At 67.9% G+C, this 22,934-nt stretch carries 22 protein-coding genes; 16 read left to right on the forward strand and 6 right to left on the reverse strand.

Annotated features, from left to right (window positions below):
• Nucleotides 1-117: 117 nt before the first annotated feature.
• The 4 genes from GRB96_RS07670 (at nucleotide 118) to GRB96_RS07685 (ending at nucleotide 3,850) form a co-directional block, all read left to right on the forward strand.
• Entirely contained in the window at nucleotides 118-987 is an 870-nt protein-coding gene (locus tag GRB96_RS07670; protein ID WP_161431594.1) for a WYL domain-containing transcriptional regulator, read from the forward strand.
• 48 nt (nucleotides 988-1,035) lie between these two features.
• Nucleotides 1,036-2,175: a putative sulfate/molybdate transporter gene (locus tag GRB96_RS07675; protein ID WP_161431595.1), complete on the forward strand. Its 1,140-nt coding sequence runs from the start codon at nucleotides 1,036-1,038 to the stop codon at nucleotides 2,173-2,175.
• A 33-nt stretch (nucleotides 2,176-2,208) separates the two neighbouring features.
• A complete protein-coding gene (locus GRB96_RS07680) occupies nucleotides 2,209-2,418 on the forward strand; it encodes a TOBE domain-containing protein (RefSeq protein WP_161431596.1) in 210 nt (69 codons plus the stop codon).
• Between the two features lie 163 nt (nucleotides 2,419-2,581).
• Entirely contained in the window at nucleotides 2,582-3,850 is a 1,269-nt protein-coding gene (locus GRB96_RS07685) for a ferredoxin reductase family protein (RefSeq protein ID WP_161431597.1), read from the forward strand.
• A 50-nt stretch (nucleotides 3,851-3,900) separates the two neighbouring features.
• Here GRB96_RS07685 and GRB96_RS07690 read toward each other — a convergent pair whose 3' ends face one another.
• From GRB96_RS07690 to GRB96_RS07700, 3 genes are all read right to left on the reverse strand, one after another.
• A complete protein-coding gene (locus GRB96_RS07690; RefSeq protein WP_161431598.1) occupies nucleotides 3,901-5,121 on the reverse strand; it encodes a YbfB/YjiJ family MFS transporter in 1,221 nt (406 codons plus the stop codon).
• Between the two features lie 210 nt (nucleotides 5,122-5,331).
• A complete protein-coding gene (locus GRB96_RS07695) occupies nucleotides 5,332-6,309 on the reverse strand; it encodes a porin (RefSeq protein ID WP_161431599.1) in 978 nt (325 codons plus the stop codon).
• Nucleotides 6,310-6,343: 34 nt separating this feature from the next.
• Nucleotides 6,344-7,039 (reverse strand): YccT family protein, encoded by a 696-nt coding sequence (locus tag GRB96_RS07700; RefSeq protein WP_161431600.1) that lies wholly within the window; start codon nucleotides 7,037-7,039, stop codon nucleotides 6,344-6,346.
• Nucleotides 7,040-7,250: 211 nt separating this feature from the next.
• On the opposite strand from GRB96_RS07700, the gene GRB96_RS07705 reads away from it, so the two are divergent.
• Complete coding sequence (locus GRB96_RS07705; protein ID WP_161431601.1) at nucleotides 7,251-9,431, forward strand: esterase-like activity of phytase family protein; 2,181 nt, start codon at nucleotides 7,251-7,253, stop codon at nucleotides 9,429-9,431.
• 110 nt (nucleotides 9,432-9,541) lie between these two features.
• Here GRB96_RS07705 and GRB96_RS07710 read toward each other — a convergent pair whose 3' ends face one another.
• Nucleotides 9,542-10,093 carry a cytochrome b gene (locus tag GRB96_RS07710; RefSeq protein ID WP_161431602.1) on the reverse strand — a complete coding sequence of 184 codons (552 nt, stop codon included), beginning with the start codon at nucleotides 10,091-10,093 and terminating at the stop codon, nucleotides 9,542-9,544.
• 168 nt (nucleotides 10,094-10,261) lie between these two features.
• On the opposite strand from GRB96_RS07710, the gene GRB96_RS07715 reads away from it, so the two are divergent.
• Complete coding sequence (locus tag GRB96_RS07715) at nucleotides 10,262-10,855, forward strand: SAM-dependent methyltransferase (protein WP_161431603.1); 594 nt, start codon at nucleotides 10,262-10,264, stop codon at nucleotides 10,853-10,855.
• Between the two features lie 32 nt (nucleotides 10,856-10,887).
• Nucleotides 10,888-11,889 carry an aldo/keto reductase gene (locus GRB96_RS07720; protein ID WP_161431604.1) on the forward strand — a complete coding sequence of 334 codons (1,002 nt, stop codon included), beginning with the start codon at nucleotides 10,888-10,890 and terminating at the stop codon, nucleotides 11,887-11,889.
• Between the two features lie 16 nt (nucleotides 11,890-11,905).
• On the opposite strand, the gene GRB96_RS07725 is transcribed toward GRB96_RS07720, so the two are convergent.
• Nucleotides 11,906-12,376 (reverse strand): TspO/MBR family protein, encoded by a 471-nt coding sequence (locus tag GRB96_RS07725; RefSeq protein WP_161431605.1) that lies wholly within the window; start codon nucleotides 12,374-12,376, stop codon nucleotides 11,906-11,908.
• Between the two features lie 116 nt (nucleotides 12,377-12,492).
• Between GRB96_RS07725 and GRB96_RS07730 the strand changes: the two genes are divergently transcribed.
• On the forward strand, nucleotides 12,493-13,677 hold the full coding sequence (locus GRB96_RS07730) for an FAD-dependent monooxygenase (protein WP_161431606.1): 1,185 nt from the start codon (nucleotides 12,493-12,495) through the stop codon (nucleotides 13,675-13,677).
• Between the two features lies 1 nt (nucleotide 13,678).
• Here GRB96_RS07730 and GRB96_RS07735 read toward each other — a convergent pair whose 3' ends face one another.
• Entirely contained in the window at nucleotides 13,679-14,572 is an 894-nt protein-coding gene (locus GRB96_RS07735; protein ID WP_170293773.1) for an alpha/beta hydrolase, read from the reverse strand.
• A gap of 175 nt (nucleotides 14,573-14,747) precedes the next feature.
• Between GRB96_RS07735 and GRB96_RS15530 the strand changes: the two genes are divergently transcribed.
• From GRB96_RS15530 to bktB, 8 genes are all read left to right on the forward strand, one after another.
• The gene (locus GRB96_RS15530; RefSeq protein WP_170293774.1) at nucleotides 14,748-14,897 is read left to right on the forward strand and encodes a hypothetical protein; all 150 of its coding nucleotides are present in this window, start codon (nucleotides 14,748-14,750) and stop codon (nucleotides 14,895-14,897) included.
• Nucleotides 14,897-15,631, forward strand: coding sequence for a metal ABC transporter ATP-binding protein (locus GRB96_RS07740; protein ID WP_161431608.1), 735 nt, complete (start codon nucleotides 14,897-14,899; stop codon nucleotides 15,629-15,631). Before GRB96_RS15530 ends, GRB96_RS07740 begins: the two co-directional genes overlap by 1 nt.
• Nucleotides 15,615-16,505 carry a metal ABC transporter permease gene (locus GRB96_RS07745; RefSeq protein WP_161431609.1) on the forward strand — a complete coding sequence of 297 codons (891 nt, stop codon included), beginning with the start codon at nucleotides 15,615-15,617 and terminating at the stop codon, nucleotides 16,503-16,505. The genes GRB96_RS07740 and GRB96_RS07745 overlap by 17 nt, the downstream gene beginning before the upstream one ends.
• A 20-nt stretch (nucleotides 16,506-16,525) precedes the next feature.
• A complete protein-coding gene (locus GRB96_RS07750) occupies nucleotides 16,526-17,497 on the forward strand; it encodes a metal ABC transporter solute-binding protein, Zn/Mn family (protein ID WP_161431610.1) in 972 nt (323 codons plus the stop codon).
• Between the two features lie 258 nt (nucleotides 17,498-17,755).
• Nucleotides 17,756-18,982, forward strand: coding sequence for an ABC transporter substrate-binding protein (locus GRB96_RS07755; protein ID WP_031217797.1), 1,227 nt, complete (start codon nucleotides 17,756-17,758; stop codon nucleotides 18,980-18,982).
• A gap of 45 nt (nucleotides 18,983-19,027) precedes the next feature.
• Nucleotides 19,028-20,572: an acyl-CoA synthetase gene (locus GRB96_RS07760; RefSeq protein WP_161431611.1), complete on the forward strand. Its 1,545-nt coding sequence runs from the start codon at nucleotides 19,028-19,030 to the stop codon at nucleotides 20,570-20,572.
• 44 nt (nucleotides 20,573-20,616) lie between these two features.
• Nucleotides 20,617-21,723, forward strand: a complete 1,107-nt coding sequence (locus GRB96_RS07765) for an acyl-CoA dehydrogenase family protein (RefSeq protein ID WP_161433046.1) — start codon at nucleotides 20,617-20,619, stop codon at nucleotides 21,721-21,723.
• A 15-nt stretch (nucleotides 21,724-21,738) separates the two neighbouring features.
• Nucleotides 21,739-22,926 carry a beta-ketothiolase BktB gene (gene bktB / locus GRB96_RS07770; RefSeq protein WP_161431612.1) on the forward strand — a complete coding sequence of 396 codons (1,188 nt, stop codon included), beginning with the start codon at nucleotides 21,739-21,741 and terminating at the stop codon, nucleotides 22,924-22,926.
• Nucleotides 22,927-22,934: the final 8 nt, after the last annotated feature.

The raw sequence follows: 22,934 nt of genomic DNA on the forward strand, positions 1-22,934 counted from the left end.
CATACAAGCACCCTTAACCTTACTTCGCCACCTACTGGCCATCCGACCAGCGTACTCTTCAACCCGGTTGTGACTTTCGTCATGCTGAGTCTTCACCACGGAAGGAAGGAAGCCTCCATGTCAGCGACCACCGCACTCCCCTGGGACACCCTGGCCCGCTATCGGCTGATCGAAATTCTGGCGCTGTGGGAGGGTCGTGTGGTGGCCGCGCAGATCGGTGAGGCCTTCGACATCGGGCGCCAGCAGGCACAGAAGGTACTGCGTCGCTATCGGGAACTGGTCCCCGGGAATCTGGCCTATGACGAGTCGCGTAAGGGCTTCCTGCCGACCACACGGTTCGCACCGTCCTTCACCCAAGGTCGGGTCGAGGAGTACCTTCATCTACTGGGCGTCCACCGGCAGCTGGCATCGCCGTTCACGGGACTGGGACTCGGCGCGGCGAACACGGAAGCACTGCCGCTGCCGAGCCGCATGGTGTCGCCGCAGGTGGTGCGGGAAGTGGTCAAGGCCGCCCGCGGTGCTCAGCGCCTGGAGGTCACCTACGCCTCCTTCACCAGCCCCACCGGTGAGGAGCGGATCATCGTGCCGCATACGCTGGTGTTCGCGGCGGGGCGCTGGCATGTGCGGGCCTTCTGCGAGAAGCATCGCGACTATCGGGATTTCGTTCTGAGCCGCTTCCGCGGCATACCGGAGTCGTGTGGCGATATGCTCGGCGAGCACGGGATCGCCGAGGACTCGGCCTGGCATACCCGGGTAGACGTGTGCCTGATACCCGACAGGCGGCTGCCACCCCGGGAAAGGGCCCTGATCGCCACGGACTATGGGATGGACGACGGTGAACTCAATCTGTCATGCCGGGGCCCGCTGGTGCTCTACGCGCTGCGCGAATTGGGCGTGAATCCCCATCATGTGGAAACCGAACCACGGGCCCAGCAGGTCGAGATAGCCAATGCCCAGACACTGGCACCCTGGATCCACTGGAGCTAGATGATACGGCAGGGTGCCTTGGCCCGCCCGTGAGGCTAGAGTAGCTCCATGACCTCCCCTCCCGATAAACCGCCTCGCCGCCGCGCCCTGGTGGCGCTGAGTGGTGATATCTCCGGTGCCTTCGGCGACCTTGGCACCCTGCTGCCCTATGTGATCGCCGGTATCGGGCTGGGCGTGCTGGCGCCCGGGGCGGTGTTTCTGGGCTTCGCGGCGGGCTACCTGCTGGTGGCACTCGTCTATCGCGCGCCCATCGCCGTGCAGCCGATGAAGGCGCTGGGCGCGGTGATCCTTACCGGCGGGCTCACCGCCGCCGAGACGGCCCTGGCCGGTGCCCTGCTGGGCCTGGTGCTGCTGGCGCTGTCTGCCACACCACTGCTGGGGCGCGCCGCCCGTGCCCTGCCGCAATCGGTGGTCACCGGACTGCAGGCCGGCCTGGGGCTGATGCTCGCCGCGTTGGCGCTGGAGATGATGGCCACCGGCTGGTGGCTGGCCCTGCCGGCCATGGCAGTGCTCGCCCTCTCCTGGGTCTGGCCTCGCGGGCCCTGGGCACTGGGAGTGATCCTCGCGGCCATCTGGCTGGCACCGACTGACGGCCAACCACTGGTATCGGAAACGGCCATTATCGCCGATGGGCTATCGCTGACCGCGGTGGCTGGCGGAATGCTGGCCCAGTTGCCGCTGACCCTGCTCAACGCCGTGGTGGTGGCCACCGCCGTGTCCCATTCGCTGTTTCCGGACGCCGTTCCCCGCGTCAGCGAGCGCCGCCTGGCCGCCTCCAGCGGCCTGCTCAACCTGGTGCTGGCGCCGTTGGGTGCCATGCCGATGTGCCACGGCGCCGGCGGCCTGGCCGCTCACTACCGCTTCGGTGCCCGCAGCTGGGTCGCTCCGCTGACCATGGCCGCGGCCTGCGCCCTGGCCGCGCTGCAGGGCGAGGCGGTGGTCGCCTGGCTGGCGGCGATTCCCGTCCCGGTGGTGGGCGCCCTGCTGGCCTTCGCCGGGGTGGAGCTGATGCTGGGCAAGCGCCTCTTCGACGCCCGGCCCGACTGTCGGCCGGTGATCGCGGTCACCGCGGTGGCCACCCTGTTCGGTAGCGTCCTGATCGGGCTGACGGCGGGCCTTGCCAGCGAGCAGCTGCGCCGGCATCTTGTACGCAGGCGTGCCCGCGGCACGCCCCACGACAGGGGCTGACGCCCCACCCACTAAAAGGACAGGAGAGCAGGGATGAAGATCAGTGCACGCAACGTGATCAAGGGCACCGTGCTGGAAGTGAAGGAAGGCCCGGTGAACAGCCAGGTCCGCGTCGACATCGGCGGCGGCAACACCATCAAGTCGATGATCACCAGCGATGCCATCGAGGAGCTCGGCATCGCCGTGGGCAGCGAGGTTCAGGTGGTCATCAAGGCCTCGGATGTGATGCTCGGCATCGACTGAATCCACTGGTGCGTCGGCACTCGCCGGCGCCCATTTCGTTAGCCGCCTCTGTTTTCTCGCTTCCTGCACCCTTGCTGCACATTCCCCACAGATAATCCCCGCATAACAGAACACGCCTCCCCCTCCCCGACGTCATCGTGACCGTCATCCAAGGAGGCAAGACATGAAAGTGCTGAAACCCGGGCAGGCCGTGGGCATCACGGTCGCCATCAGTTTCCTGCTGGTGCTGTGGGAAGTACCCGTATCCACCTGGGCCACGTCGGCCACCCTGAGCCTGGCGGCGGGGGTGGCTGCCCTGGCGTTGATGGCCACCTCGGCCATTCTGGCCAGCCGATGGGCCTGGGTCGAGCGGCTGCTGGGCGGGCTGGACCGGGTCTACCTCGCCCATAAGTGGATGGGTGTGTGGGCGCTGGGCCTGGCCTCGTACCACCTGGTGTTCAAGGCCGGTCTCGACGCCTGGGACGTGGCGCCGATCCTCGAGGTCAGCAAGTACTGGACCCGCCTGCTGCGCCAACTTAGCTTCGTGGCGCTGATGTTCATCATCCTGCTGGCGCTCAACCGCAAGATTCCCTACCACCTGTGGCGGAGCTGGCACAAGCTCTCCGGCCCGCTGTTCGTGGTGGTTATCCTGCACTGGCTGACCTTCGAGTCACCCATCGCCCTGAGCGAGCCCGCCGGCCTCTGGCTGGGTATCCTCTCGGTGCTCGGCGTGGCGGCGGCCGCCTGGAAGCTGCTGCTCTATCCGCGCCTCGCCCGCCATGGCGAATATGAGGTGGTAGAGGTTTCGCCCGGCGCCGGAGCGGTTCGCCTGCGCCTGGCACCGGTGGGCAGCGGCGTGGCCTTCCAGCCCGGCCAGTTCGGCTTCCTGCGGCTGAAGGAGGAGGGACTGCGCGAGCCGCACCCCTTCACCATCGCCTCGGCCAGCCAGGAGAACGGCGCGGTGGAGTTCTTCATCCGCGGGCTGGGCGACTTCACCCGCAAGCTGGTCAGCGAGAGCCGGGTGGGCATGCGCGCGGATATCTACGCACCTCACGGGCACTTCACGCGGCCCGAGCGGGCCGGCCATGAAGTGTGGGTCGCCGGCGGGGTGGGGATCTCGCCGTTCATCTCCTGGCTGCAGGATCCCGAGGCCGAGTCGCTGGAGCGGGTCACGCTCTTCTACTGCTACACCCCGGGGCGGGAGTTCCCCGACGTCGAAGCCCTGCAGGCCCAGGCCGACGCGCGCGGCGTGGAGTTGGTGCCGGTACCCGCCGGGCCGAACAGTGTCGCCTTCCGCGAGCGCCTGGCCGAGATCGCCCGCGAAGTGCCGGCCGACAGCGTGGAGATCCGCTTCTGCGGTCCCCAGGGGTTGAAGGAAGCGGTGCGCCAGCAGATGGAGGCGCTGGATATTCCGCGCCACAACCTGGCCTACGAGTACTTCGATTTTCGCTAGTCTGACTACCGCCCGGGCCTGGCCCGGGCCGAGGACGGCGCTGCCGGGGCTCAACCGGTCGGAGCCGCCTTCGCTTCGGCATCCAGCCGCTGGGCGGTCTGGTCCACCCCGCGCAGCCAGACCAGCAGCACCGCCCCCAGGGCGACGAAGCCGCCGGCCAGCCACAGGCCGATGTCGTAGTGGCCGGTGGACTCGGCGAGCATGCCGGTGAGTGCCGGGGCGATGATCTGGGCGGCACCATAGGCCAGCGTCATGCGCCCCATCATGCGTGCCGGGCTCTGCGGATAGAGCCGACCGGCCATGGTCAGCACCAGGCTGACGCAGCCCAGGAAGGTGCTGCCGTAGAGCACGGCGCTGGCCAGCACGCCGGCTAGGTTGTCGGTGACCGCCGGCAGCACGATCCCCACCACCTGCAGGCCCATGGCGGCAATCAGCGCGCCGAGGTAGCCGATCCAGCGCGCGATCAGGTCCCACAGCATTACCGCCGGCGCTGCGGCCAGGCCCACCAGGGCGAAGGTCCAGTTGCCGGCGCCGGCCAGCAGCGGCTCACGCTCGACGATGGCGACGATAAAGGTGGCGCTGATCACATAGCCGTAGCCGGCACAGAAGTAGGCGGCCAGCATCAGCCGCATGAAAGTGCGGCTGGGCGGCTGGGCCGGGCGTTGCCCGCCGCCGCCGCCCTCGAGCGGCTTGGCGGGCCGCGGCAACCAGGTCCAGGCGGGTACCAGCAATGCCACGGCCAGGGCTGCGAAGCCCCACCACTGGGCCTGCCAGTCGAGGGAGAGGCGCAGCATCAGCTCCACCGCCAGGGCGGCCAGCAGCATGCCCAGGCCCACCCCGGCGAAGTGGATGCCGAGTTCGCCGCGCTGCCGGTGGCTGATCAGCCAGTGCAGGATCAGCCCGGAGGCGAGCAGCATGGCGCCGCTGCTCGAGAAGCCGGCCACGAAGCGCATCGACGCCCATAGCCAGAAGCTGTCGGCCAGCGCCATGCCGGCGGTGGAGACGAGCGCCAGTACCAGGGTGAGGCGGTAGAGGGTGTCCTTGAGCCGGATGCTGCTGATGGAGGCGGCCGTCAGCGCGCCAAGCATGTAGCCGGCGTAGTTGAGGGCGGCCAGCCAGCCGCCCTGGGCATCGCTCAGCCAGGTCTGCTGCTGCATCAGCGGCAGCAGCGGGGTGTAAGCAAAACGTGCCACGCCGATGCACAGCAGCTGGCTGAACAGCCCGGCCAGCAGCACGCGGTAGCGCGGAGAGAGAAGAATGGGCTTGGCCATGCCTGGCGCTCCGTGGTCCCTGTTATGGTTGTTTTTCCTGCCGTTATCCGTGGTGCGGCAGATTACCGGCCTACCATACAGCACGCCTGGGTCAATAGATGAGGTCGTTCGACCAAAAGGGCAGGGGCGACACAAAAAGGGGCCCGCCCCCGGGAAGCCAGGGTGCGGACCCAATAAACAGATCTGCTGCTGAAGGACGCGCGACCGTCCTTAGAACTTGATGCGCATGCCGGCCAGGTAGCCTACGTCGGCGTTTTCCTCGTCGGTATCGGCGATCTCGGCGAACACGGTGACGTTCTTGTGGGCCGGGAAGGCGTAGGTGACGTTGGCGTACCACTCGGTCACGTCCTCGTCGCCGACCAGGTCGTCGTAGCTGGTTTCGGTCATGCCGATGGCAATATCGGTAGTCTCGGCGGCGGCGAACACGGCGGCCAGGTTGTACTGGTCGGCGTTATGCTCTGAGGCGTCAAAGTTGGAGTCAGACTCGCTGTAGTCGGCGGCCAGGGTGGCGATGCCGAAGTCATAGGCGGCGCTGACGCCCCAAGTGTCGACAGTCTCGTCGGAGCCGCCGCTCTGGACGTCGACGTCGTTCCACTCCTGGTAGGCCGCAGCCAGTTCCAGGCCACCGAATTCGGTGGAGGCGAACAGGTCGACGTACTCGCCGTTCTCGCTGCTGTTGCCATCGGACTCCAGCTCGTAGGAGGCCACCAGGTAGACGTTGCCGAGATCGGAATCGATGCGGATGACATCGTCGCCGTCGGTTGCACCTACCGCGTCGAAGCGATCCTCGTCGGTGTGAGTCTCGATGGCCTCCTCGATGCCGAATTCGTCACCGGCGGTGTTCTGCTTGCCGAAGGAGATGGAGGTGCCGCCGAAGGCCAGGCCTACATAGGCCTCTTCCAGCGAGGCACCGTCATCGTCGCCATCATCGTTGGCAGCATCCTTGAAGCCGAAGTCGACGCGACCGAAGGCGGTCATGTCATCGTTGAGCTGGTAGCTGACGTAGTTCTTCAGCTCCAGGTCATCGAACTCGATATCCGGGTTCTTGTCGTCACCGGATTTCTGACGCAGCTGGACCTGAAGATCACCATTGACCTTGTACTCGAAGCCACCGTTCTCGTAGATGGTGGCGGCGTTGGCAGAACCGGAAGCTACGGCCACGGCGGCGGCCAGGAGAAGCTTTTTCATGATCTATGTTCCCTTTTTGAATGGAGTCAAAGGTTCACTGGCTCTCGCTGAGCCAGCGCTTGAAGTCGTTTCTTGTTGTTGAGCTGGCTTGCTGGTACCAGAACTTGAGCATCTTCCCGACCATCTGCTGGTCGGACATGCCGCTGGCATTGGTTCCCTCTGGCACGGTGGATGGCACCGATTGCGTAGCGACATTGACTGCCACGGGGGAGTCGAAGGCGAAACTTTCTTCGCCCAGGATCGCCATGGCAGCGGGAGAGGCGGATTGATTGAAGCGCCTTAACTCGGCTTCATAGTCCCTGCCGAACTGCAGTCCCTGCTTCTCCAGCACTGCAGACTCATAGGGAACCGGCTCGCCTTTGGCATCCACCAGGTGCCACTGGCCGCCCTCGTCGAAGGTGCGCATCTCATGGCGACTGCCAATCTCCGGGGCCATCAGGCGCAGGCGCGAATCCTGGGCCTCAAACAGCACGACCTGGGCCGAGCTGGTATCAAGAATCGACTCATTCCCGGTGTCCCGGATTTCCGCGGCATAGGTAACGAGCAGCTGGTTTCTTCCATCATCCAGCTGGATGTCTCCCGAGAACGACGGGTGACTTTCGCTATCCACTTCCTGGCCATTGATGGCCAGTACCTCCACCCCATCAGCTGGAACAACCAGGACATCCGCCACGCAAAAAGACGATGACATCGCCACCAAAAAACCCAGGAACACGGGGGTAAACTTCATCAGGAACACTCATCATGAATAGTCGGCATGGCGGCACATTAGTGGCTCATTGCTACAGATAGATGACCAAAATATTGAACACACGGCTTTCTTATTTTCATGCTAATGAAATAAAAATTTGCTAGAGGGAGCGCATCACTTTTCTGTAACAACCCACCATTACCGTGCCTCTCTCACTCCGAGCTTTCTGTTCCCGATGGGAGATCACCACATGACCTGCCGTACTCTCCGCCTTTCCGGCCTGGCCCTGGCCATCGCCGCGGCGTCGGTTGCCACCGCGGCGTCTGCCGCCAGCTTCAACCGCATTCACAGCGTCTCTACCGCCGATAACCTGCCGGCATCCGAGCGTAACCAGGAGACGTCGGCGGAGATCATCACCGCCACCGCCAGCGGCGACATGCTGGTCTACAGCGATAGCCCGCGCGGTGGCATCGGCTACATCGCCATCGAGGAAGACGGCTCACCCCGTGCGGCAGGCTTCACGGCGCTGGAAGGCGAGCCTACGGCGGTCAGCGCCGTGGGTGAGGATGTTGTGGTGGGCGTAAACACCTCGGCCAGCTTCACCGAGCCTTCGGGCTTCGTGACCCTGGTCTCCGGCGCGACCCAGCAGGTACTGGGCCAGTGCGACCTGGGCGGCCAACCGGATTCGGTGGCGGTCTCCCCCGACCAGGCGTGGGTCGCCGTGGCGATCGAGAACGAGCGCGACGAGGACCTCAACGACGGTGCAATTCCGCAGCTGCCGGCGGGCGACCTGGTGCTGGTGCCGATGAGCAACGGCTCGCTGAACTGCGAAGGGCTCAAGCGCGTAGATCTGACCGGACTGGCCGAGATTGCCCCCAGCGACCCGGAGCCAGAGTTTGTCGACTTCAATGCGCTGGGCGAGGTCGTGGTCACGCTCCAGGAGAACAACCATCTGGTCATCGTCGATGCGGCCAGTGGCGAGATCGGCCACCACTTCCCGGCGGGCACGGTCGACCTGGCACAGATCGACACCGAGAAGGACGGCGCCCTGTCGTTCACCGATGAGCAGAAGGACGTGCTGCGTGAACCCGATGCCGCCCAGTGGCTGGATGACGAACGCTTCGTGATCGCCAACGAGGGTGACTACCAGGGCGGCGCTCGCGGCTTCAGCATCTTCCACAAGAGTGGCGAGCTGCTGTTCGAATCCGGGGCCACTTTCGAGCACGAAGTGGCTCGCGCTGGCCACTATCCGGACAAGCGCTCCGGCAAGAAGGGAGCCGAACCCGAAGGCCTGGAGGTCGGCAAGTTCGGCGAGGATACCTACATCTTCGTGCTCTCTGAGCGTGGCTCCGTGATCGGCGTCTATCGCGATACCGGCGCAGATCCGGAGTTTCTGCAGCTGCTGCCCTCAGGTATCGCACCGGAGTCCGCCGTGGCGATACCTCAGCAGAATCTGCTGGTCAGTGCCAACGAAAAAGACCTGGTGGAAGACGGCGGCCCGCGTGCCCACGTGATGTTCTATCAACTCGGTGATGACGCGCCCGCCTATCCGCAGCTGGTGTCCGACAACGATGCCCAGGGTGCCCCGATCGGGTGGGGGGCTCTCTCGGGGCTGACCGCCGACCCGCAACAGGCGGGCATGCTCTACGCCGTCAATGACAGCTTCTACGCCGGCCAGCCGCGCATCTTCACCATCGATGCCAACCAGCACCCGGCGCGTATCACCGCGGCACTGGAGATCACTCGCAACGGCCAGCCGGCCGAGGCGCTGGACCTGGAGGGCATCACCACCGACGGAGAGGGCGGATTCTGGGTCGCCTCCGAAGGCGACGCTGACAAGCAGGTGCCGCATGCCCTCCATCACGTGAACGCGGAGGGCGCCATCGAGCGTACGGTGACGCTGCCGGAGGCGCTGCTTGAGCACCAGACCCGCTTCGGCGCCGAGGGCATCGCCCTGCACGAAAATGCACTGTGGGTGGCCATGCAGCGTCCCTGGCAGGACGATCCCGCTGGCCATGCGAAGCTGCTGCGCTTCGACCTCTCAAGCGCCGAGTGGACGGCGGCCCATTATCCGCTGGAAGAGAGCGCGCGCGGCTGGGTCGGCCTCTCCGATATCGAGATCGCCAACGACACGCTCTTCGTGGTCGAGCGCGATAATCAGATCGGCGAGCACGCCGCCATCAAGCGTCTTTATGCCCTTGACATGGCAAGCGTGGAGACCGCTCCCCTGGGCAGCGAGCTGCCGGTGCTGGAGAAGATGCTGGAGCGTGACCTGATGGCCGACCTCAAGGCCCTGAACGGCGTTGTCACCGACAAGGTGGAAGGCTTCGCCATCGATGCCGCGGGTAACGGCTACTTCGTCACCGACAACGACGGCGTCGACGACAGCTCCGGCGAGACGCTGTGGTGGTCGATCGGCCAGGTGAAATAGGCCTGACGCACCTTCCCAACAGGGGCGGGAAAAGCAAGAGGGGGAGGCATCTGGCCTCCCCCTCTTGCTTGTGGTGTCGCCCTGGGCGGGGCGTGAGCCGAACCGGCTCCTCAGCGTCCCCCCGTGTCAGGATGAGTGCCGAGCCGCGGCAACATGCGCACCAGCACATCCTCGCCGGCCATGCGGCGATGCAGGAGCGCCATGCCCACGTGGCCGACGATCAGCGCCAGCAGCACCCAGCCGAGCAGGCCGTGGAAGATGCCACCGACGGCTGTCATCCACTCGATCTCGCCCTCGAAGCCCGGCATCAGCAGGATGCCGAAGGGGGCGAAGGCACGGCCGGAGCCATACTGGCGCAGCAGGGCGACCAGCGGCACCGCCACCATCAGGGCATACAGCGCCAGGTGGCCAAGGCTGGCGGCGAGGTTGACCGAGGCCGGACGCCGGGTCCGGTCCACCACCGCCCACACCAGGCGAAGCACGATCAACAGCATCAGCAGTGCCCCCAGCGGCTTGTGGGTGCCCCACACGGCGGCCTCCAGGGCGGTATCCGGGAAGGCGAAATGGGCGATGGCGGTGATGAACTGGACGCCAAAGAGCGCCGCCATGCCCCAGTGGAGCAGGCGGCTGACGCGGCCATAGTGTGGGATGTGGGACGGCATGGCGGGGCTCCTGTGCGATGAGAATGCTTTGCATGCTAGCGACCCTTAGCGCAGGAATTGTGAAGGTCCCGTGCAGCTACCCGTCACAAGTGGGAGGCAGGATAGGCCAACAGGGCCCCGGAACTTGGTACTCTCGGGGTTCGATCGATGACACTGCGAGGATGCCCCATGTGGGATGAGCGCTACAGCACGGACGACTACGTCTACGGCACCGAACCCAACGACTTCCTGCGCGAGCAGGCCGCGCTGATCGGCGAGGCACCCAAGCGCGTGCTCTGCCTGGCGGATGGCGAGGGGCGCAACGGGGTCTACCTGGCCGGCCTCGGCCACTGGGTGACCTCGGTGGATGCCTCCTCGGTGGGCCTGCGCAAGGCCGCCCGACTGGCCGAACACAAGGGCGTAGCGCTGACCACCCTGAACGCGGACCTCACCGAGCATGAGTTCGTGCCGGCCTCCTTCGATGCCGTGGTGTCGATCTTCTGCCACGTGCCGGCGGCTGGCCGCCCCCATCTGCACCGCCAGGTGATCCGCGCGCTGAAGCCCGGCGGCGTGCTGATCCTGGAGGCCTACACGCCGGAGCAGGTGCATCGCAATACCGGCGGCCCGGATACCCCGGATCGCACCCCCACCGCCGCGGAGCTCGACGCGGCGTTCGCCGAACTGGATATCGAGCTCAGCCGGGAGTGCGAACGCGAGGTGATCGAGGGTCGCGGCCACACCGGCCCGGGCTGCGTGGTGCAGTTCATCGCCCGCAAGCGCTGAGGATACGGCTCGATAATATGCAAGGAGACACCATGAATTCCGTGACCGCCCGCCTGAAGGCCGTGGCCTCCCCCACCATCGGCCTGGGCTGCATGAACCTCTCCCATGGCTACGGCCAGCCGGTCTCCGAGGCCGAGGGGCTGCGCGCCCTGGAAGAGGCCTTCGAGATGGGCTATCGCCACTTCGATACCGCCACCCTGTACGGCGCCACCGCCAACGAACGCCTGGTGGGCAAGGCACTTGCCGGCAAGCGTGACGAGTTCCTGCTGGCCAGCAAGTGCGGCATGGCCATGGACCCGGCGCTGGGCAAGAAGGTGATCGACGGTCGCCCGGCCACGCTGCGCGGCCAGTGCGAGGCGAGCCTCGAGCGCCTGAAGACCGACCATATCGACCTCTACTATCTGCATCGCTGGGACAAGGGCGTGCCCATCGAGGAGAGCGTGGGCGAGCTGGCCCGGCTGGTGGCGGAGGGCAAGATCGGCGCCATCGGGCTCTCCGAGGTCTCGGCGGCCACCCTGCGCCGCGCCCGGGCCGAGCACCCCATCGCCGCGGTACAGACGGAGTACTCGCTGTGGACCCGCAACCCCGAGATCGCGGTGCTCGAGGCGTGCCGCGAGGCGGACACCCTGTTCGTGGCCTTCAGCCCGCTGGGACGCGGCTTCCTGGCCGGCGCGGTACGCGACAGCGAGGGCCTGGTCGAGGGCGACGTGCGCGTCGGCATGCCACGCTTCAGCGCCGAGAACCTGTCGCGCAACCTGGGGCTGCTGGCCGAGCTCGAGGCCGTGGCCGGCGAGCTCGAGGTGACCAGCGGGCAGCTGGCGCTGGCCTGGCTGCGGGCCAGGGGCGACGACATCATCCCGATCCCCGGTACCCGCTCCATCGCGCATATGCGCGAGAACCTGGCCGCCGATGCCGTGACGCTGGACGCTGCCAGCGTGGCGCGTCTCGACGCCCTCTTCACTCCCGAGCGCATCGCCGGCGCACGCTACGGCGAGGCGCTGCAGGCCGAGATCGACACCGAGGAGTTCGCCTGACGGCGGGCCCGTGGCCTCAGCCGTTCAGCCACCAGATGCTGGTATTGAGATAGGCGGCCAGGCTGACCCAGGCCAGATAGGGCGCCAGCAGCCAGGCGGCCAGCGGCGAGACCCCGGCGAAGCGGCGGATGGTGAACACGATCAGCCCCCACAGCAGCAGCAGGTCGACCAGCGCCACCAGCATCCAGTGCAGGCCGAAGAACAGGATCGACCACAGGGCGTTGGCGGCCAGCTGGACCACGAAGGGCCAGAGGGTGTGCCAGCGCATTGCCGGCGGCGCGGCCAGGGTGGCCCGCCAGGCGGCCAGGGCCATCAGCAGGTAGAGCAGCGTCCAGGCGATGGGGAAGGCCAGGCTCGGCGGGGTGAACGGCGGCTTGTCGAGGCCGGCGTACCACTCGCCGGGCGGGGTGAAGATGCCGGTCAGCGCGGTCAGCGTCACCAGTGCCAGCCAGCCCAGCAGGATCAGCGCGGATCGTGTCGCGGTCATGGTCGCTCCTTGGGTCGTCGAGTTTCGGTATCCTAGGCGGTAGCGACCGCGACCCGAAAGGGATTTCGCGCGTCGCCCGGTAATCGGCAGTTGGAGATGGCCACTTGGAGAAAGGCATGGACGAGACCCTGGATGCGATCATCGTCGGTGGCGGCATGGTCGGTGCGGCCGTGGCGGCGGCGCTGGGCCAGGCCGGCATGAGCGTGGCGCTGGTGGAGGGCGGCGGTCCGCCGGCGGCGATACCCGACGATGCGCCCTTCGACCTGCGGGTGTCGTCGCTCAACCTGGCCTCCCAGCGCTTGCTGGAGGAGGTAGGCGCCTGGTCATACATTCCCGCGGCGCGGCGCTGCCCCTTCCTCCATATCGAGGCCAGCGACGCGGCCGAGAAGCGCCATATCCGCTTCAACGCCGCCGAGCTCGAGTTGCCAGGCTTCGGCCACTTCGTCGAGAACCGGGTGATTCGCCGCGCCCTGTGGCAGCGCCTGGCCGAGCTGCCCGGGGTGACCACAATCTGCCATGCCGGGCCGGTGGCCTGGGTCCCCGGCGGGCACCGCAGCCTGCTGGAGCTCGACGACGGCCGGATGCTGGCCGCACGGCTGGTGGTGGGCGCCGACGGTGCCGCCTCGCATACCCGGGAACTGGCCGGCATCGCCACCCGCGACGAGGACTATGGCCAGCGTGCGCTGATCATCAACGTGCGCACCCGGCTGCCCCAGCAGGACGTCAGCTGGCAGCGCTTCACCCCCGCCGGCCCCCAGGCGATGCTGCCGCTGCCCGGCCAGCATGCCTCGCTGGTGTGGTACGACAGCGCCGAGGCCACCCTGGCCCGGGAGGCGCTGGACGACGACACGCTGCGCCGCGCCATCGAGCACGACTTCCCCGCCCGGCTGGGCGGCGTGGAAGCGGTGCTGGGCCGCGCCAGCTTCCCCATTCGCCGGCGTCATGCCGAGCGCTACGTGCGCCCACGCCTGGCGCTGGTGGGCGATGCCGCCCATGTGATCCATCCGCTGGCCGGCCAGGGGCTCAACCTGGGACTCCAGGATGCCGAGGCGCTGAGCCGGCGGGTGATCGCCGCCTTCCGTGCCGGCCAGGACCCGGGCAGCCGCGCGGTCCTCGCCGGCTATGCCCGCGAGCGGCGCCCCCAGACCCTGGCGATGATCGCCGCCATGGAGACCTTCCATCACGTCTTCACCGGGGCCGCCCCGCTGCGCTTCGCCGGCGCCGCCGGACTGGCCCTGGCCGAGCGCCTGGAGGGCGCCAAGCGCCAGGTGATGCGCCACGCCCTGGGGCTCCAGCGATAAATCAGGCCGACTCGACCGTCGTCTCGGCCAGAGCCTCGGCGAGGAACGCCAGCAGCTCGGGCAGCTCGCCCTCGATATGCTGGCTGAGGTCGTGGTCGCCGGGCAGCAGGTGCAGCCGGGTCGGCGTCTCGCCACGGCTGGCGTAGAGTCGCTCGGCATCGCTGGGCGGGATCACGCGGTCGTCGCGTCCATGGACCAGCAGCACCGGGCAGCGCACCCGCGGCAGGGTATTGACGGGGGCGATGGCCTCGAAGCGGTGGCCGATCACCCGCTCCACGTAGCGCAGCACATACCAGCCCAGCGGAAAGAAGGGCAGCCCCTTCTCCGCCAGCCAGCGGCGCATCATGCCATCGGGGTGGGCGAAGGCCGAGAGGCTGACCACGGCACCGATATCGTCGCGCCGCGAGGCGGCCAGCAGCACCGCCGCGGCGCCCACCGAGTGGCCGAGCAGCGCCACCGGTGCCTCCGCCATGCCGGGGCGGGCACGCAGCCAGGCCAGCGCCGCCTCGCTGTCCTCGGCGAAGCGCGGCATGGAGGAGAAGCTGTCGGCATCGCTCTCACCGTGGTTGCGGGCATCGAACAGCAGCACGTTCCAGCCGGCGGCCTGCAGTGGCCTGGCCAGCGGCAGCATCAGTTCCCGGTTGGCGCCCCAGCCATGGGTGATTACCACCGTGCCGCGCCCTCCGCCGGGAAGCCACCAGCCGGCCAGCATCCTGCCTCGCCGCGTTGGGAAGGTCACCGTCTCCCCCGTCACGCCGTGCGCTTCGAGCGTGCCCGTCACCGCCACCCGGGGTGCGGCCAGGCTGATCCGGAGGCGCCGATGGAAGAGGTGCAGCAGCCCGCCGCTCACACTCGCCACGCCCAGGGGCACTGCCCACCACCATGCCGCTGCCATCCCGCTCTCCCTGTTCGCTGGATTCACCCTCATTCTCCGCGATGGCCGACATCGCGTCAGCTACCGCCGCCTTGCCGAGACGCTGTCGCGTCGAACACCACAGGCGCTGGCCAGCCGTCGTTTTGTTATGTTATAACCTATTCCGCTTTTCGCAGGACACCGCTCAGAGGAACCCATGGCACACCGCAGACACCGGCACCGCCCGGAAGGGCCCTGCCACTTCTCGCTGATGTCGCTCTCGGCGACCCGGCGCCTGCTGCTGGCGGCGCTGCCGCTGGCGGCACTCTGGCTGGCGGTGGCCTGGGCCACCGGCTGGGGGGCATGATGTCGCGCCTGCAGCTGGAGGACCTGACCCTGGCCCGCGGTGGGCGCACCGTGCTGGAGCACCTCGAGGGACGCTTCCAGGACGGTGCCGTGACCGCCCTGGTGGGCGCCAACGGCGCCGGCAAGAGCACCCTGATCAGCGCCATCATGGGCATGCTGCGGCCGATCTCGGGCCGCGTGGCCTGCCAGGTGCCCAAGGAACGTCGCGCCTGGCTGCCCCAGCAGCTGGCCCTGGATCTCACCTTCCCGATGAGCGTGGAAGAGCTGATCATGACCGGCACCTGGCCCAGCCACGGCGCCACCCGGGGTTACTGCGCGGCCCACTACCGCCGTGGCCGCGAGATCATGGCCCGGCTGGGCATCTCGCACCTGGCCCACCGCCAGTTGGGTGAGCTCTCCGGCGGCCAGCGCCAGCGCGCATTGATCGGCCGCACCCTGATGCAGGAGGCCGAGCTGCTGCTGCTCGACGAGCCCTTCGCCAACGTCGACGTCGAGACGGTGGATGTGCTCATGGACGTGCTGCGCGACATGGCCCGCGACGGCGCCACCATCGTGGTGGTGCTCCACGATCTGGAGCAGCTCTCGCGCCTGGCCGATGACGTGCTGATACTGGCCGGCGGCCACGGCCGCTGGGCGAGCCCCGAATCGCTGCTCGACCGCTACGCCGGGCAGCCGCCCCGCGCACCGCGCCTGCCCCTCACCTTCCCGGATACCTTCGATGCTGGAACTGCTTGACGCCTGGCTGCTCGCCCCCCTCGACTACGGCTTCATGAAGCGCGCCCTGGTGGCCGGCCTGGCGCTGTCGCTGGCCGCCCCGCCGCTAGGGGTGTTCCTGATGCTGCGCGGCATGAGCCTGATCGGCGACGCCATGGCCCACGCCATCCTCCCCGGGGTGGCGCTGGGCTTCCTGGCCGCCGGCTTCTCGCTGCCGATCATGAGCCTCGGCGGCATTCTCTCGGGGCTGCTGGTGGCGGTGCTCGCCGGCAGCGTGTCGCAGATGACCGGCCATCGCGAGGACTCCGCCATGGCCAGCTTCTTCCTGATCTCGCTGGCCGCGGGAGTAATGCTCGTCTCGCTGGGCGGCAGCAGCGTCGACCTCACCCATGTGCTGTTCGGCTCGATCCTCGCGGTCGACACCACCGCCCTGCTGCTGATCGCCGCCATCAGCAGCCTGATCGTGGTGATCCTGGCGGTGATCTTCCGCGCCCTGGTGGTGGAGTGTCTCGACCCGCTGTTCCTGCGCGGCCAGGGCAGTCCGGTGGGGCTGGTCCACGGGATCTTCCTGGGGCTGGTGGTGCTCAACCTGACCGCCGGTTTCCAGACCCTGGGCACCCTGATGGCGGTGGGACTGATGATGCTGCCGGCCACCACCGCACGCTTCTGGAGCCAGCGCCTCGAGGGGCTGATCGGCATCGCCATCCTGGTGGCCCTGGTGGCCAGCAGCGGCGGGCTGCTGCTCTCCTACCACCTCAACCTGCCCTCGGGCCCGGCGATCATCCTGCTGGCCGGAGCCGGCTACCTGCTCTCGGCCCTGGTGGGCCGCCACCACAGCCTGCTCGCCCGGCTGCGCCGCCGTGCCACGCCGCTGGGCGCCCCGGAACACGACTGACCCCACGGAGACCCCAATTCATGCGTCCACCGATCCCCGCCTCCATCGCCCTGGGCCTGGCCGCCCTGCTTGCCCTGCCCACCGCCCACGCCGATGAGCGCGTGCAGGTGCTGGCCAGCTTCAGCATCCTCGCCGACATGGTCGAGAACGTCGGTGGCGAGCATATCGCCGTCACCGCCCTGGTGGGTCCCGACAGCGACGCCCATGTCTATTCGCCGCGCCCCACCGACGCCCGCGCCCTGGCCGAAGCCGACCTGGTGGTCTTCAATGGCCTGCAGTTCGAGGGCTGGATGGAGCGCCTGGTAGAGGCCAGCGACTATGCCGGCCCGCTGGTGGTGGCCAGCGACGGCCTCGCCGCGATGCGCGACGAGCAGGTAGCGCCCGCCGAGGACGACCATGAAGAGCATGACGGCCACGACCATGGCGACCTGGACCCCCACGGCTGGCAGAACCTGAATGCCGGCAAGCGCTACGTGACCAATATCCGCGACGGCCTGATCGAGGCCGACCCCGACAACGCCGAGGCCTACGAGGCCAACGCGGCGCGCTACATCAACGAGATCGATGCCACCGACGCCGAGATCCGTACCCTGCTCGCCGAGATCCCCGCCGCCACCAGCGTGATCACCGGCCACGACTCCTTCGGCCACTTCGCCCACGCCTACGGGCTGCGCTTCCTCTCGCCCCAGGGCCTCTCCACCGAGGCCGACCCCAGCGCCGCCGACATGGCCGCGCTGATCGAGGTGATCCGCGAGCAGGAGGTGCGCGCCCTGTTCCACGAGAACATGACCAGCCCCGCCCTGCTCGAGCAGCTCGCCGAGGAGACCAGCCTGCCCATCGCCGGCACCCTCTACGCCGACGCCCTGGCCAGCGAAGGCGAGGCCAGCACCTGGCTGGGCATGATGCGCCACAACGCCAATACCCTCCACGACGCCCTGGCCGAGCCGGGCCATCAGGAGCACGACGCCGAGGAGCATGCTCACGACCACTGAGCCAAGTACGTGATGCTGAGAAAGAGGCGCCTTCGGGCGCCTCTTTACGTTGAGGGAAGCTTCTCTACTACCTTGGCCGTATATGTCGCCAAGTCGCACTATTAGTTCGCAAGCTTGGCAAATCTGCCGCCAAATTTGGCACGAAATGCAAACACCCTGGCTCAATAGGTCAACCCTGCTCTCGCCTTTGCTCCTACCATGAATCCGGGCGCTCCCGTGGCGCCAACCAACGGACAACAACAACGCAAAGGCATCTCCATGATCCCAACCCGTCAGTTTGCTTTGGGCACTCTCGCTGCCTCCATGCTGCTCGCCTCCCAGGCCGCTACCGCCGAGATCACCGACAACGAGATCCGTATCGGCTACCTGGCCGACATGACTGGCGCCTACCGCGACCCCATCGGACCGCTGGGCGAGGACGCCATCCGGATGGCCATCGAGGACATGGGCGGCAGCGTGGCCGGTGCCGAGGTGGTGCTGTTCAGCGCCGATGACCGCAACAGCCCCGACGTGGGCTCCAGCGTGGTTCGCGAGTGGATCGACGAGCGCAACGTCGACATGGTCACCGGCCTGGTAGCCTCCTCGGTGACCCTCGCCTCGGTCAAACTGCTGGAGGAAGAGAATCGCCTGGGCCTGGTCAACGGCGCCGTCTCCTCCGGCGTGACCAACGAGAGCTGCTCGCCGAACCATATCCACTGGGTCTACGACACCTGGGCCATGTCCAACGGCACCGCCAGCGCCATTACCCAGGAGGGCAACACCGACTGGTACCTGCTCAGCGCCGACTACTCCTTCGGCCACGCCCTGGAGCGCGACGTGACCCGCGTGGTGGAAGAGAACGGCGGCAGCATCGTCGGCAGCACCCGCCACCCCTTCCCCAGCAGCGATTTCTCGTCGTTCATGCTCCAGGCCCAGGCCTCCGGCGCCGATGTGATCGCGCTGAACAACGCCGGCTCCGACACCATCAATGCGATTCGCACCGCCGGTCAGTTCGGTATCACCCAGGCCGGCCAGATCCTCGCCGGCATGGTGCTGTTCAGCACCGACATTCGCAGCCTGGGACAGGAGATCGCCCAGGGCCTGCAGTTCACCACCGCCTGGTTCTACGACCTCGACGAGGAGGCGCGTGCCTGGGCCGAGCGCTTCCGCGAGCGCACCGGCAGCATGCCCACCCAGGTCCACGCCGGCCTCTACTCCAGCACCCTGCACTACCTGCAGGCCATCGATGCCATCGGCAACGACGAAGCACAGGCGGTTCGCCAGCAGATGGCGGCGACCCCGATCGACGATATGTTCGCCAGCGGCGGCTATATCCGCGAGGACGGCCGCATGGTCCACGACATGTACCTGGTGGAGGTGAAGTCCCCCGAGGAAGCCGTCGACGAGGACGACCTCTTCCGCCTGGTGCGCACCATCCCCGCCGATGAGGCCTTCCGCCCCCTCGACCAGAGCGACTGCCACCTGGTCCAGAACGGTGACACCTGAGCCCCTCGCCCTCCCCATCACAACAGCACAATTCGTGGAGATGAGATGACCATGCAGAGCCGCATCCAGCAGCACACCATCGGCGCGGCACTGGCGCGCAGCGCCCGCAAGAACGGCAGCCGCCTGGCCCTGGCCTTCGCTGATCGCCGGTGGAGCTATGCCGAGCTCGACCGCGCGGTAAACCGGGTCGCCCACGCCCTGATCGGCGCCGGCCTCACCCCCGGTGATCGCCTGGCGGTCTACGGCAAGAACTCCGATGCCTACGTGATCGCCTGGCTGGCCGCCACCCGGGCCGGCCTGGTCCATGTCCCGATCAACTTCGCCCTGAGCAGCGAGGAGCTCAGCTATATCCTCGAGCAATCGGGTGCCAGCGGCCTGCTCAGCGACCTCAGCCTGGCCGACAAGGTGGAGTCCGCCAGCAGCGCGGTGGACCTGACGCTCTCGGGCACCCTGCACGCCCCCCAGAGCGACGGCTTCGACGTTCTCAAGGCGGCCCTCGCCGAGGGCGACGACACCGAGCCGGCGGTGGAACTCGACGGCCAGAGCCTGGCCCAGCTGCTCTATACCTCGGGCACCACCGCCGCGCCCAAGGCGGCGATGATGACTCACCAGGCGCTGCTCGCCGAGTACATGGCCTGCATGGTGGAGCTCGACATCAAGGCCGACGAGCCGATGCTGGCCGCACTGCCCCTCTACCACTCGGCCCAGATGCACGTCTTCCTGATGCCAGCCCTGCTGCTGGGGGCCACGGTGCACCTGCGCGAGGCGCCGGCCCCCGACGACTGCCTGGCGCAGATCGAGCGCCACGGCATCGTCTCTTTCTTCGCCCCGCCCACGGTGTGGATCGGCCTGCTGCGCCACCCCGAGTTCGACCGCCACGACCTGAGCCGGCTGAAGAAGGCCTACTACGGCGCGTCCATCATGCCGGTGCCGGTGCTCGAGGAGCTGCGCCGGCGCATTCCCGGCGTGGGCCTATACAACTGCTACGGCCAGAGCGAGATCGCCCCGCTGGCCACGGTGCTGCGGCCCGAGGAGCACGATGCCCGGCCGGCCTCGGCGGGCCGCCCCATCCTCACCGTGGAGACGCGCATCGTCGATGCCGAGATGAACGACGTCCCGCCGGGCGAGCACGGCGAGATCGTCCACCGCTCACCGCAGCTGCTCACCGGCTACTGGGACAAGCCCGAGATGACCGAGGAGGCCTTCCTGGGCGGCTGGTTCCACTCCGGTGACGTGGGCTACCTCGACGAGGCGGGCTATCTCTTCATCGTCGATCGCATCAAGGATGTCATCAACACCGGCGGCGTGGTGGTGGCCAGCCGCGAGGTGGAAGAGGTGCTGTTCCAGCACCCCGCCGTCTCCGAGGTGGCCGTGATCGGCATTCCCGACGAGAAGTGGATCGAGGCGATCACCGCCGTGGTGGTGCTCAAGGAGGGAGCGGAGGTCAGCGAGGCGGCACTGATCGAGCACGCTCGCGAGCACATGGCGCACTACAAGGTGCCCAAGCAGATCCATTTCAGCGATGCCCTGCCCAAGAGCACCGCCGGCAAGATTCTCAAGCGACACCTGCGCAAGGAGCTTCAAGCGTGACCCAGGCCACTCCCCGGGATGAGCTGACCCCGCTGTTCCACGACATGATCTGCCGCTTCCTCGACCAGGAGGTCGACCCCCACTACGACGACTGGGAGGAGGCCGGCGAGGTGCCCCGCGCGCTCTGGCGGCGCATGGGCGAGGCGGGACTGCTGGGCATCGACATGCCGGAGCCGCTGGGCGGCACCGGTGCCGACTTCGCCATCACCCAGCTGGTCATCGAGGAGATCTCGCGGCGTGGCTTCGGCGGCCTGGCCAGCGCCTACAACATCCACGCCAATATCGTCATGCCCTACCTGCTGCATATCGCCACCCCGGCGCAACAGCAGCGCTGGCTGCCGGCCATGGCCAGCGGCGAGGTCATCGGCGCCATCGCCATGACCGAGCCCGGCGCCGGCAGCGACCTGGCCGGCATGAAGAGCCGCGCCCGGCGCACCGAGAGCGGCTGGCGGCTGGATGGCGGCAAGATCTTCATCACCAACGGCCAGGTGGCCGACCTGGTGATCGTCTGCGCCAAGACTGACCCGGAAGCCGGCGCCCGGGGGGTCTCGCTGTTCCTGGTCGACACCACCCTCCCCGGTTTCTCCCGCGGCCAGCCGATCAAGAAGATCGGCCAGCACGCCAGCGACACCGCCGAGCTGTTCTTCGACGGCATCGAGCTGCCGGAGGATGCCCTGCTCGGCGAGGAGGGCCGCGGCTTCGCCTACCTGATGCAGGAGCTGCCCCGGGAGCGCCTGGGTGTCGGCGCCCAGGCCCTGGGCGCCATGCAGGGGGCCCTGGAGCTCACCCTCGCGTACGTCCAGGAGCGCCGCGCCTTCGGCCAGCGGGTGGGCGACTTCCAGAACACCCGCTTCACCCTGGCCGAGGTGCAGGCCAACATCGAGATGGGCCGCGCCTATCTGGAGAAGTGCATGGCGCAGTATCGACAAGGCGAAATGGGGCCCACCGAGGCCGCCATCCTCAAGCTGCGCCTCACCGAGATGCAGTGCGCCACCGCCGACACCTGCCTGCAGCTGTTCGGCGGCTACGGCTACACCCGCGAATACCCCATCTCGCGTTTCTATCTGGATGCCCGGGTACAGACCATCTACGCCGGCACCTCCGAGATCATGAAGGAGGTCGTTGCCCGCTCGCTGCTGGGCAAGGCCTGACACTGGAGAATTCCCATGCACCTTGATTCCGTCGTCATCCTGGGGGGAGCCCGCACCGCCATCGGCGGCTTCGGCGGCAGCCTCTCGGGCCTCGCCCCCCATGAACTCGGCACCGTCACCGCCCGCGAGGCACTCGCACGTGCCGGCGTCGAGGCCGCGGCCATCGACCACGCCGTCTACGGCCATATCATCACCACCGGCCCGGAGGACGCCTACCTGGCCCGGCATATCGCCCGGGAGGCCGGGGTCCCCGACGAGGCCGGCGCCTTCAACGTCAACCGCCTGTGCGGCTCCGGGGTGCAGGCCCTGCTCTCCGCCGCCCAGCAGATCGCCCTGGGCGACAGCCGCCTGGCCCTCGCCGGTGGTGCCGAGTCCATGAGCCGCGGCGCCTACCTGCTGCCGCCCCAGGCGCGCAACGGCCTGCGCATGGGCCACGCCAGCGTCACCGACCTGACCCTGGGCATCCTCAGCGACCCCTTCGGCAGCGGCCACATGGGCTGTACCGCCGAGAATATCGCCGCCCGCTACGGCCTCAGCCGCGAGGCGGTGGACCGCTTCGCCATGGAGAGCCACCACAAGGCGGCCCGGGCCATCGCCGAGGGGCGCTTCGCGGAGCAGATCGTGCCGGTCACGGTGCGCAAGGGCCGCCAGGAGCGCGTCTTCGACCGCGATGAGCACGTGCGCGACGGCGTCACCATGGAGGACCTGGCCCGGCTCAGGCCGGCCTTCCAGAAGGAGGGGCTGGTCACCGCCGGCAACGCCTCGGGCCTCAACGACGGGGCGGCCAGCCTGGTGCTGGCCAGCGCCGAGGAGGCCGAGCGCCGCGGCCTGACGCCCCGGGCACGGCTGATCACCGGCACCGCCGCCGGGGTCGAGCCGCACCTGATGGGGCTGGGTCCGATTCCCGCGGTACGCCGCTGCCTGGAGCAGGCCGGCCTGACCATCGGCGATATCGATGTCATCGAGTCCAACGAGGCCTTCGCCGCCCAGGCCATGGCGGTCGCCGAGGAACTGGCGTTCCCGGCCGACAAGCTCAATCCCAACGGCGGCGCCGTGGGCCTCGGCCACCCGGTGGGCGCCACCGGCGCCATCCTGGTGATCAAGGCGCTGGCCGAACTCGAACGTACCGGCGGCCGCTACGGCCTGATCACCCTGTGCATAGGCGGCGGCCAGGGCATCGCCCTGCTGATCGAGCGCTGCTGATCCGGATC

The sequence above is a fragment of the Halomonas alimentaria genome (assembly GCF_009902005.1).
In the GTDB taxonomy this organism is placed as follows: Bacteria; Pseudomonadota; Gammaproteobacteria; order Pseudomonadales; family Halomonadaceae; genus Halomonas; species Halomonas alimentaria.